Genomic DNA, 10,504 nt, shown 5'->3' on the forward strand with positions numbered 1-10,504 from the left:
AGCAGCAGTTGGCGCTACTGATCCTCGGGGACCTCGACCCCTACCCGCCGAACCTCACCCGGCGAGCCTCACCCCCACCGAATGTCCGAAGAGCCCGTTTTCCGCAGCCCGAAACAAACTTGATACAGGAATCTGTCGTTTCAAGTAATCTGCGCGACGGTTTCACGCACGAAAGCTGCGGATTCCGACGTGGCCGGAATCCGCAGCTTTCGAATCCGCTACAGCAGGCTTGCGGCGCGCGTGAGAACGTCGCGCAGGATCTGCTCGAGCTCGTCGAACTCCGAAGGTCCGATCGTGAGCGGCGGTGCGAGCTGGATGACGGGGTCGCCGCGGTCATCGGCGCGGCAGTACAGGCCCGCGTCATAGAGCGCGCCGGAGAGGAATCCGCGCAGGAGTCGCTCGGACTCGTCGTCGTTGAACGTCTCGCGCGTCGCCTTGTCTTTCACGAGCTCGATCCCGAAGAAGTAGCCGTCACCGCGCACGTCGCCGACGATCGGCAGGTCTAGCAGCTTCTCGAGGGATGCCCGGAACAGCGGCGAGTTCTCGCGGACGCGCTCGTTCAGGCCCTCCTCGTCGAAGATCGCGAGGTTCTCCAGTGCGACCGCTGCCGAGACCGGGTGTCCACCGAAGGTGTAGCCGTGCAGGAACGAGGTGTGACCGTGGCGGAACGGCTCGTAGATCCGGTCCGAGATCACGGTGGCTCCCAGCGGTGAGTAGCCGCTCGTGAGTCCCTTGGCGGAGGTGATGATGTCGGGCACGTAGTCGTATGCGTTGCAGGCGAAGGTGTGGCCAATGCGGCCGTACGCGCAGATGACCTCATCCGAGACCAGCAGCACGTCGTGACGGTCGCAGATCTCGCGGACGCGCTGGAAGTAGCCGGGGGGAGGGGGGAAGCATCCGCCCGAGTTCTGCACCGGCTCGAGGAAGACGGCGGCCACGGTCTCGGGCCCTTCGAACAGGATCATCTCTTCGATGCGGTCCGCTGCCCAGCGCCCGAAGGCTTCGAGACGGTCGCCCTCGCCGTCCCACACGAAGCCGGCCTCTTCGGCACGGTACGCGTTGGTGTTCGGCACCCGGAAAGCGCCGGGCACGAGCGGTTCGAACGGAGCCTTCATGACCGGGATGCCGGTGATCGCAAGCGCTCCCTGCGGGGTGCCGTGGTAGGCGATCGAGCGCGAGATGACCTTGTGCTTGAGGGGCTGACCCTGCAGCTTCCAGAACTGCTTGGCGAGCTTGAAGGCGGTCTCGACAGCTTCGCCGCCACCGGTGGTGAAGAACACCCGGTTCAGGTCGCCCGGCGCCTCGTCGGCCAGGCGGTCGGCCAGCTCGATGGCAGACGGGTGCGCGTACGACCACAGCGGGAAGAAGGCCAGTTCTTCGGCCTGCTTCGCGGCAGCCTGAGCCAGCCGCTTGCGACCGTGTCCCGCGTTGACCACGAACAGGCCCGACAGTCCGTCGAAGTAGCGCTTGCCGCGGTCATCCCAGATGTGGTGGCCGTCGCCCCGCACGATGATCGGCACCCCGGAGCTGTCGAGTACCGACTGGCGGGTGAAGTGCATCCACAGGTGGTCTTGGGCCTTTTTCTGCAGATCGGCGGGGGAGTTCATGGAATGTCCTTTCGGGGCGTAGTCACGATGTCTGTGTGTGTGATCACGGTGTTGTGATTCATGACTGGGTGCCCCAGTCGTAGAGCTGTTTCACGAGGCGGAGGTAGACGAACGACTCGGTGGCGACGACGCCGTCGATGGCGCGGACGCGCTTGTTGAGAAGCTCGATGAGTTCGTCATCCGAGGCGCAGACGACCTCTGCGAGCACATCGAAGCTGCCGGCGGTGAGCACCACGTAGGTGACTTCGGGGAGGGCCGACACCTCGGCGGCGATGCGCGTCGAGTCTCCCGACGTGCGGATGCCGACCATTGCCTGCCTGGCGAAGCCGAGCTGCAGCGGATCGGTGACCGCGACGATCTGCATGACTCCCGCGTCAACGAGCCGCTGCACGCGGTTACGCACGGCGGTCTCGGAAAGCCCGACCGCCTTGCCGATGTCGGCGTACGAGCGCCGACCGTCGGCTTGCAGGTGTTCGACGATGGCGCGCGAGATGTCATCGAGCTGAGGAACCCGGGGAGTGCGATCTGCCACGCGATGATCATCGCAGAGGATTCGTCGGAAGACAACTGAAAGCGTCGAGCATGGCGGCGATATGTGCGGAATCCGCAGATGCGACGAGCCTTCGGAGAGGAAATCAGAACCGAGCGGGTCGCAGTCGCGCAGCCTGCTGGCGAGAGAGTGACGTGCGACCATGGGGGGATGAGCCTGCCCGAATACGCGCCAGCCTCGAAGCGGGCGATCTGGGAGGCTGCGCAACGACTCTTCGCCGAGAATGGCTACGCGCGAACGTCCGTGCGTGAGATCGCCGGCGAGGCTGCGGTTGACCCGGCTCTGGTCATCCGCCACTTCGGCTCGAAAGAGCAGCTCTTCATGGAGACGATGGAGGTGCAGGTCGCGGCGGCGGCCTTCGAAGGTCCGCTCGAAACGCTCGGTGAGCGGTTCATCGCGTTCATCCTCGACGACGACGCCGATATCCGCGGCATCTACCTGGCGCTCCTGCGCGCCAGCGACTCCGGGGGTATCTGGACGCACCTGCGCGCCGCGCACGAAGAGGGCTTCGTGCGGCCGTTTCGCACGCGAATTGCGGCATCGCCGGCGCACGCGGCGGATGCCGACACCCGCGCGCGGATGGCTGCCGCCGTGGTCGGCGGCCTGCTCTACAGCCTCTGGATCGTGCGCGATGAGGGTCTCGCGCATCTGGAGCGCGAGACCCTCATCCGTCGCTATGGCGCGCTGCTACAGGCAGCGATCACCGGCTGACTCAGATCGCCGACCAACCGCCGTCGGAGGGCAGGATGACGCCCGAAACGTTGGTCGCGTCATCGCTCAGCAGCCACGTGATGGATGCCGCGAGCTGAGCGGCCTCGGCGATCGGCGGCAGGATCGTCATCGCGAGTCCGACCCGCTCCTGGCCGAGCTCGGAGGCGAACGACGCCTCGATTCCGGTGGCAACGGGCCCGGGAGCGACAGCGTTCACGCGAATATTCTTTCCCGCGTACATGAAGGACGTGCTCTTCGTGAGGCCCACGACAGCGTGCTTCGACGTCGTGTAGGCAAGGCCCGCAGCCGAGCCGCGAAGCCCTGCCTCGGAGGCGACATTCACGATCGATCCGCCGCCGGCCTCGAGCATGAGGGGGAGGACCGCCCGAGTGAGTCGGAAGGTTCCCTCCACGTTGACAGCCATGACCCGCGACCAGACGGCATCGCTCACTTCGTGCAGCGGCGTCATGTCGTCCATGATCCCCGCGACGTTCGCAAGCCCGTCGATGCGTGCGTCGGCTGCCGCGACGATCTTCGCGATCGCGTCCTCCGACGTGATGTCACCGGCGACCGCGACAGCGCCGGGCATCGCTGCGACTGCCGCATCGAGCCGCTCCTGCGAGATGTCGACAGCGACGACCTTCCCACCCTCGGCGGCGACGCGCGCAGCCACGGCGCGTCCGATTCCCGAACCGGCGCCGGTCACGATGACGGTCTTGCCGTCGAACCTGCCGGGCGTGAGGCGCTCGACCCAGGGGGCAGCCATCGGGGGAGCGGTGGGCTCGTCCTCGTCATCCTCGTCATCGTCGTCCGTCACGGGCGCAGCGGCGAGGGCGTTCGGGTCGTTGGCGCGCCGAACCATATCGTCGATCATCTCCTGCGGCATCCGTCCGCCGCTCATCGAGGCAACGCGTTCGAGAGAGAAGAGCTTGACGGGGGCCAGCGCCGATTCGGTCTGACCGCCCTGCGCGAGCAGATCGCGCAGGATCGGGCCACCGACGGGATGCTTCAACCACGCGCCGATCGATGATTTTGCGCTGAGTGCCTTGTCTTTGGCCATGTCTCCTCCTTGAGTCGATCGCGGTTTCGGGACCGCGTGATCCCAGTCTAGAGATTGAGTCAACAAAGTTGACAGGGTGCGCTGAAACAACCTTCAGATTGAGAGATGGTTCGACCGCAAGGTAGGTTAGGCAAGGCTTACCAATTCGAAGTGAGCCCTTCCACAGCAGCCCACGAAAGGAGCGCTCGTGCGCGCCTCCCGTCTCATCGCCCTCGGCATCGCCGTGGCCCTGACCGGTTCCCTTGCCGCCTGTTCGTCGTCGACGGATGCCGCGACCACCGAATCCGAGTCCGACAGCGGATTCCCCGTCACGATCGAGCACGCCTATGGCGAGACCGTCATCGAGCAGAAGCCCGAGCGCGTAGCGACCGTCGCCTGGTCGAACCACGAGGTGCCTCTTGCCCTGGGCGTCGTTCCCGTCGGCATGAGCAAGGCCACGTGGGGCGATGACGACGGCGACGGTGTGCTGCCGTGGGTCGAAGACAAGCTCGAGGAACTCGGCGCCGAAACGCCCGTGCTGTTCGATGAGACCGACGGTATCGACTTCGAGGCTGTCGCGGACACGCAGCCCGACGTCATCCTGGCCGCCTACTCCGGACTTACGCAGGAGGACTACGACACCCTGTCGAAGATCGCTCCCGTCGTCGCGTACCCCGAGGTCGCGTGGGGAACCTCTTATGAGGACATGATCCGCATGAACTCCGCGGCGCTCGGTCTCTCGGCCGAGGGCGATGAGCTCATCGACGAACTGCACGAGACGGTCTCGGCCTCGCTGGAGAACTACCCCGAGCTCGACGGCGCACGCATCCTCTTCAGCTACATCGACCCCGCCGACTTCAGCCAGATCGGCTTCTACACGAGCCACGACACGCGACCCGGCTTCCTCGAGAGCATCGGCTTCCCCGTTCCCGAGATCGTCGCCGACGAGTCGGCTTCCACCGAGGAGTTCTACACCTCGGTCAGCGCCGAAGAGGCAGACCGCTTCGCCGACGTCGACGTGTTCGTGACCTACGGCGACGCCGGCGGCACGATCGTCGAGCAGCTGCAGGCCGATCCGCTGCTGTCGCAGATCCCCGCGATCGCGAACGGCTCGATCGTCGTGCTCGAGAACGACACGCCGCTGGCGGCATCCGCGAACCCGTCGCCGCTGTCGATCGGCTGGGGCATCGACGACTACTTCGCCCTGCTCGCCTCCGGAGTCTCTGCACAGCAGTGACCACCGTCCACGCGCCCGCACCGGTACCGGCCGTCGCCTCGCTGCGACGATCGGTATCGGTGCGTGTCGCGTGGCTGATTGCGGGCATCGCCCTCCTCGCGGTGCTCGCCGTGGCATCCGTCGCCTTCGGGGTGGCTGACGTGAGTCCCGCAGACCTTGTCGCGGGCCTGACCGGCAACGCGACGTCGATCGAATCGGCGGCGGTCATCAAACGGATGCCGCGCACCGTGCTCGCGATCCTCGTCGGTGCCTCCCTCGCCCTGGCTGGCGCGAGTATGCAGGCCGTGACCCGCAATCCGCTCGCCGACCCCGGCATCTTCGGGGTCATGAGCGGCGCGGCGCTCGCCGTCGTTGCAGGACTCGCCTTCTTCGGAATCGTCGACCCGTACGGGCAGATGGGCCTTGCGATCCTCGGGGCTGCTGCGGCGGCGATCTTCGTCTACGCCGTCGGGTCGCTCGGGCGTGGGGGAGCGACACCGCTCAAGCTCGCGCTTGCCGGGGCCGCGACCTCGGCTGCACTCGCCTCGCTCGTGAGCGCCATCCTGCTGCCACGCATCGACGTCATGGCGACGTTCCGGTTCTGGCAGATCGGCGGCGTCGGCGGGGCCGAATGGGACCGCATCGCCGTCGTCGCACCCGTGCTGCTGATCGGTGCGCTCATCGTGCTCGCGACGGCGCGCGGCCTGAACTCCCTCGCGCTCGGCGATGACCTCGCTGCAGGGCTCGGCGAGCACGTGTCGCGAACGCGGCTGATCTCGTCGGCCGGCGCCGTCATCCTGTGCGGTGCAGCGACGGCGATCGCCGGTCCGATTGCGTTCGTCGGCCTGGTCATCCCGCACCTCGTGCGGCTGCTCGTCGGCCCCGACCACCGCTGGCTGCTGCCGCTGTCGGCGATCGGCGGTGCCGTGCTGCTGCTTGCTGCCGACATCGTGGGGCGCCTGGTCGCCAAACCCGAAGAGATCGAGGTCGGCATCGTGACCGCCTTGATCGGGGCGCCGGTGTTCATCTGGATTGTCCGCCGCCAGAAGGTGCGCGAGCTATGACTGCCACCCTCATCCCTACGACCTCCCCGGCCGCGGTCGGCGCGACTGCCGCTGCGATCGTGCGGGGGCGCCGCATCCGTCGCCGTCGCTGGACCCTGACCACGGCCATCCTCGCCGTGATCGTGCTGGCCGTCCTCGCCATCAGCACGATGGTCGGGCACACCTTCTATACGCCGCTCGAGGTCCTCCGCGTCATCTTCGGCGAGACCGTGCCGGGGGCATCCTTCACCGTCGGTGAGCTGCGCCTGCCGCGTGCCGTGCTCGCTCTGTTCTCGGGCTTTGCGTTCGGGATGGCGGGCGTGACGTTCCAGACGATGCTGCGGAACCCGCTCGCCTCGCCGGATGTCATCGGCATCAGCGCTGGCGCGAGTCTTGCCGCGGTGACGGGCATCATCGTCTTCTCGCTGAGCGACGTCGCCGTCTCGGCAGTCGCTCTTGTCGGCGCCATCGTCACCGCCGGTGCGATCTATCTGCTGTCCAGCCGCAGCGGGTTCGCCGGTGCCCGGCTCATCCTCATTGGAATCGGTGTTGCCGCGATGATGCAGAGCCTCATCGCGTATCTGCTCTCGGGTGCTGCCGAATGGGACCTGCAGGCCGCGATGCAGTGGCTCTCGGGAAGCCTGAACAACGCATCCTGGGAACGGCTCGTGCCGCTCGTGATCGTGATGCTGCTCGTCGTGCCTGTCATGCTCGCGCGCAGTGGCGATCTCGACATCCTGCGCCTCGGTGATGACTCTGCCGCGGCCCTCGGCGTGCGGGTCTCGCCCACTCGGGTGCTGTTCATCCTCGGTGCCGTCATCCTGCTGGCCTTTGCCACCGCGGCAACCGGACCCATCGCGTTCGTCGCCTTCATGGCGGGCCCCATCGCCGCGCGTCTGCTCGGCCCTGGGCCCTCGCTGCTGCTGCCGGCGGGCCTTGTCGGGGCGCTGCTCGTGCTCGTTGCCGACCTGGTCGGTCAGTGGGCTTTCGAATCGCGCTACCCGGTCGGGGTCATCACCGGCATCCTCGGCGCGCCCTACCTCGTCTATCTGTTGGTGCGCACGCACCGGTCGGGAGGATCCCTGTGAACCCGCCTCTGACAGCGACGCTTCGCGAGCCGGATGCCGCGCCCGTCGCCCCGGAAACGTCCCTCGACCCGGCCCCGGTGCCGGGTTCGGTCGGCCACCGGCTCGCCGCCGAGGGGCTCGCGCTCGCATACGGCGAGAGGACGGTCGTCAGCGACCTCGACCTGCAGATTCGCACCGGCGCGATCACGACCATCGTCGGAGCCAACGGATGCGGAAAGTCGACGCTCCTGCGCGCGTTCGCCCGTCTGCTCCCGCCGCAGGCCGGGCGAGTCGTGCTCGATGGTCGGGAGATCCACCGCACCCCGACCAAGCAGATCGCCCGCGAGATCGGCCTCCTCCCGCAGAACCCGATCGCGCCCGAGGGCATCGCCGTTGCCGACCTCGTGGGCCGGGGGCGGCATCCGCACCAGGGCATGCTCGCCCGCTGGAGCCCGCGCGACTACCAGGTCGTCGCGGAGTCGCTCGAGGCCACCGACATCGCAGACCTTGCCGACCGCTCCGTCGACGAGCTCTCGGGCGGGCAGCGCCAGCGCGTGTGGATTGCGATGGCGCTCGCGCAAGAGACCGGCATCCTGCTGCTGGATGAACCGACGACCTTCCTCGACGTCGCGCACCAGATCGAGGTGCTCGACCTGCTGACCGACCTGAACCGCAGCCGCGGCACGACGATCGTCATGGTGCTGCACGACCTGAACCTTGCCGCACGGTACGCCGATGAGCTCGTCGCCATGAAGGACGGGCAGATCCACGCGTGCGGCGCGCCCGACGCCGTCGTTACCGAAGACCTTGTTCGCGACGTGTTCGGGATGGACAGCAGAGTCATTCCCGATCCCGTCTCGGGTTCGCCCGTTGTTCTGCCCATGGGGAGGCACCATGTCCGTCGCTGAATCCACCGTTCTCGAGGCGTCGCCGTTCGTGGTGGCGCGCGCCGCCGTCACCTCAGTGGAGGTGCTCTCGCCGAGCTTCGCGCGCATCACCTTCGGCGGTGCCGACCTCGATGAGTTCGGTGACCCCCACCGCATCCTCGACCAGCGCATCAAGCTGATCTTCCCGCCGAGCTCGGGCCTGCTTCCCGACCTTGAGCACCCGGATGGCGACTGGTGGGCGGCGTTTCTCGCCGTCCCCGAGGAGGAGCGTGGCTCGATGCGCACCTACTCGATCCGGGAGCTGCGCGTCGAGGAGGGCGGCACCTCTGTCGTCATCGACTTCGTACTGCACCTCGAGCCCGGGTTCACCGGTCCTGCGTCGGCATGGGCGAGTCAGGCATCCGTCGGCGATGAGCTGCTGATCATCGGCCCGCGCCGTGGACGCCCGAACGGCGGCGGCATCGAGTACGCGCCCGGCGAGGCGCGGGAGATTCTGCTCGCGGGTGACGAGACCGCAGCGCCGGCGATTGCCCGCATCCTCGAAGACATCGACCGGGATGCCGTCGGTCTTGCCGTCATCGAGGTGCCGCACGCCGACGACGCGCTCGCGATCGATGCGCCGGCGGGCGTCGAGGTGCGCTGGGTCGCGCGGGAGGGCGTGGCGAACGGGTCGCAGCTCATCCCGACCGTGCTCGGTCACCTGGGCGCGACGGCGACTGTGACGGTGACGGATGACGGCACCGAGGAACTCCTCTGGGAAACCCCGGTCTTCTCGGGCTCGGGCGAGGACCTGGATGACGCGGTCGAGTCGATCGATCGCTACTTCTGGATCGCGGGGGAGAGCTCGGTCGTCACGACCCTGCGCCGCCACCTCGTGAAGGATCTCTGCATCCATCGCTCGCAGGTTGCGTTCATGGGCTACTGGCGCCGCGGCGTCGCCATGCGCGGCTGAGTCGCGGGTTAGGTCGGTCTATGCTCGTCCGGTGACCAAGAGGGTGAGGGTGCGCCGTAACGACAGCCCGCTCTCGCCTGCGGCCTATTGGCGACTGCGGTTCTTCTCGCCGCTGATCATGCTTGTCGGGATGGCAGCCGGGGCGATTCTGATCGTGCGGTCGATCCTCGTCTGGGGCGTCGACGGCGATGAGTATCCATTCGGTCCAGACATCCCCATCTCCGCTGCCGCACTCCTGCTGTGGGTCGGGGCGGTTGCCCTGCTGATGCTGCCCCCACGGGGGGTGATCGCTCTTCGCTCTGGCCCGTTCGACTCGCGGCGGCTGGTGTGGTCTCTCGGTCGGCGGTTCCGGGCGTGGAACATGATTGCTGCTCCGATTGCCGGCCTCGCGGTGTTTTTCTCGCTCTCGGCGGTCGTGCTCGCGGTCGTCTCGGTCGTCGCCGCGCCCGCCGAGGCATGGTTGTTGGCCCTGGGCACTGTCGCTCTAGCCGCGATCGCCATCGGACTCGGTGTGTTGCAGATGCGTGGCGCCCTCCACGGCCTCCAACTAACGCCGACTCATCTCATCGCGCACGGCTATCTTTGGACTCGGCGGTACCCGAGGGGGGAAATCGTGTCCATCAACGCAGTCGAGGTGAAGTTCTGGCCGAGCATCCTGCTTCGCGCACTCACTAACAGGGACGCGCGACACACGATCCAGCTCTCGCTGGCGAACGGCGCAGAGCCGGTCCTGCTTGCGAGCAACTCGCGCGAGACAGATGTCCAGGCAGGTGCAGAGATCATTCGAGTGTGGCGATCCGCCGCCGCGGACTGACGTCCGCCGACGGCTGGTTCGAGCGTGCGCCAATCAGGCGGGGAGCGCTGCTTCGATTGCCTCGATGACCTCGGGGGCGTCGGGGAGGGTGCGGGGGCTGAAGCGCCACACGCGTCCGTCGGGGCTGATGACGAACTTCTCGAAGTTCCACGAGATCTTGCCGGCCTTGCCGTCAGCGCCCGGGACGGTCGTCAGCTGCTGGTAGATCGGGTGCGCGTTCTTGCCGTTGAGCTTGACCTTCTCGGTCATCGGGAACGTCACGCCCCACGTCGCGGAGCAGTACTCCGCGATCTTCTCTTCCGAGCCGAGCTCCTGCAGGAACTGGTTGCTGGGGAAGCCGATGACGGTGAACCCGCGCTCGCCGTAGGTGCGCTGCAGCTCCTCGAGCTGCTCGTACTGCGGGGCGAGCCCGCAGCGCGAGGCGACGTTGACGACGAGCGCGGCTTTGCCGCCGGTGAGCGCGCCGAACGTGGTCTGCTCGCCGCGAAGGGTGGTGACGGGGATGTCGGAGAGGTCCATGGGAGTTCCTTACTTTGTTGAGTGGTGGTTTCGGGGGCGTCGTAGGCTTCTGACCACCCCAGGGGTGCCGGGTATGGCTGTCATGTGGGTGCCGTTCCG

General features: G+C 67.3%; 11 protein-coding genes. 7 read left to right on the forward strand and 4 right to left on the reverse strand.

Annotated elements, in window-relative coordinates; genetic code table 11:
* Nucleotides 1-218 precede the first annotated feature (218 nt).
* Together AB0O89_RS14880 and AB0O89_RS14885 are read right to left on the reverse strand one after the other, a co-directional pair.
* Nucleotides 219-1,607 (reverse strand): aspartate aminotransferase family protein, encoded by a 1,389-nt coding sequence (locus AB0O89_RS14880; RefSeq protein WP_363499199.1) that lies wholly within the window; start codon nt 1,605-1,607, stop codon nt 219-221.
* A gap of 58 nt (nt 1,608-1,665) precedes the next feature.
* Nucleotides 1,666-2,139 (reverse strand): Lrp/AsnC family transcriptional regulator, encoded by a 474-nt coding sequence (locus AB0O89_RS14885; protein ID WP_363499202.1) that lies wholly within the window; start codon nt 2,137-2,139, stop codon nt 1,666-1,668.
* 168 nt (nt 2,140-2,307) lie between these two features.
* Here AB0O89_RS14885 and AB0O89_RS14890 point away from each other — a divergent pair, with 168 nt between their 5' ends.
* Nucleotides 2,308-2,868, forward strand: a complete 561-nt coding sequence (locus AB0O89_RS14890) for a TetR family transcriptional regulator (protein WP_363499205.1) — start codon at nt 2,308-2,310, stop codon at nt 2,866-2,868.
* A 1-nt stretch (nt 2,869) separates the two neighbouring features.
* Here AB0O89_RS14890 and AB0O89_RS14895 read toward each other — a convergent pair whose 3' ends face one another.
* Entirely contained in the window at nt 2,870-3,928 is a 1,059-nt protein-coding gene (locus tag AB0O89_RS14895; RefSeq protein ID WP_363499208.1) for an SDR family NAD(P)-dependent oxidoreductase, read from the reverse strand.
* A 187-nt stretch (nt 3,929-4,115) separates the two neighbouring features.
* Between AB0O89_RS14895 and AB0O89_RS14900 the strand changes: the two genes are divergently transcribed.
* The 6 genes from AB0O89_RS14900 (at nt 4,116) to AB0O89_RS14925 (ending at nt 9,886) form a co-directional block, all read left to right on the forward strand.
* Nucleotides 4,116-5,144 (forward strand): iron-siderophore ABC transporter substrate-binding protein, encoded by a 1,029-nt coding sequence (locus AB0O89_RS14900; RefSeq protein ID WP_363499211.1) that lies wholly within the window; start codon nt 4,116-4,118, stop codon nt 5,142-5,144.
* A complete protein-coding gene (locus AB0O89_RS14905; RefSeq protein ID WP_363499214.1) occupies nt 5,141-6,187 on the forward strand; it encodes an iron ABC transporter permease in 1,047 nt (348 codons plus the stop codon). The genes AB0O89_RS14900 and AB0O89_RS14905 overlap by 4 nt, the downstream gene beginning before the upstream one ends.
* A complete protein-coding gene (locus tag AB0O89_RS14910; RefSeq protein WP_363499217.1) occupies nt 6,184-7,254 on the forward strand; it encodes an iron chelate uptake ABC transporter family permease subunit in 1,071 nt (356 codons plus the stop codon). Before AB0O89_RS14905 ends, AB0O89_RS14910 begins: the two co-directional genes overlap by 4 nt.
* Nucleotides 7,255-7,331: 77 nt before the next feature.
* Entirely contained in the window at nt 7,332-8,141 is an 810-nt protein-coding gene (locus AB0O89_RS14915; RefSeq protein WP_363499229.1) for an ABC transporter ATP-binding protein, read from the forward strand.
* Nucleotides 8,128-9,072, forward strand: coding sequence for a siderophore-interacting protein (locus tag AB0O89_RS14920; RefSeq protein ID WP_363499220.1), 945 nt, complete (start codon nt 8,128-8,130; stop codon nt 9,070-9,072). The genes AB0O89_RS14915 and AB0O89_RS14920 overlap by 14 nt, the downstream gene beginning before the upstream one ends.
* Before the next feature lie 31 nt (nt 9,073-9,103).
* The gene (locus tag AB0O89_RS14925; protein ID WP_363499223.1) at nt 9,104-9,886 is read left to right on the forward strand and encodes a hypothetical protein; all 783 of its coding nucleotides are present in this window, start codon (nt 9,104-9,106) and stop codon (nt 9,884-9,886) included.
* Nucleotides 9,887-9,919: 33 nt separating this feature from the next.
* Here the strand turns inward: AB0O89_RS14925 and AB0O89_RS14930 are convergent, their stop codons facing one another.
* Nucleotides 9,920-10,405, reverse strand: coding sequence for a glutathione peroxidase (locus AB0O89_RS14930; protein WP_363499226.1), 486 nt, complete (start codon nt 10,403-10,405; stop codon nt 9,920-9,922).
* Nucleotides 10,406-10,504: the final 99 nt, after the last annotated feature.

The sequence above is a fragment of the Microbacterium sp. NPDC076895 genome, assembly GCF_040687115.1.
Lineage (GTDB): Bacteria > Actinomycetota > Actinomycetes > Actinomycetales > Microbacteriaceae > Microbacterium.

What these genes read in the sequence shown, in the direction of transcription:
- AB0O89_RS14880 (WP_363499199.1), bottom strand. Translation starts at nt 1,607, where the DNA reads ATGAACTCCCCCGCCGATCTGCAGAAAAAGGCCCAAGACCACCTGTGG.
- AB0O89_RS14890 (WP_363499205.1), top strand. Translation starts at nt 2,308, where the DNA reads ATGAGCCTGCCCGAATACGCGCCAGCCTCGAAGCGGGCGATCTGGGAG.
- AB0O89_RS14895 (WP_363499208.1), bottom strand. Translation starts at nt 3,928, where the DNA reads ATGGCCAAAGACAAGGCACTCAGCGCAAAATCATCGATCGGCGCGTGG.
- AB0O89_RS14910 (WP_363499217.1), top strand. Translation starts at nt 6,184, where the DNA reads ATGACTGCCACCCTCATCCCTACGACCTCCCCGGCCGCGGTCGGCGCG.
- AB0O89_RS14920 (WP_363499220.1), top strand. Translation starts at nt 8,128, where the DNA reads ATGTCCGTCGCTGAATCCACCGTTCTCGAGGCGTCGCCGTTCGTGGTG.
- AB0O89_RS14930 (WP_363499226.1), bottom strand. Translation starts at nt 10,405, where the DNA reads ATGGACCTCTCCGACATCCCCGTCACCACCCTTCGCGGCGAGCAGACC.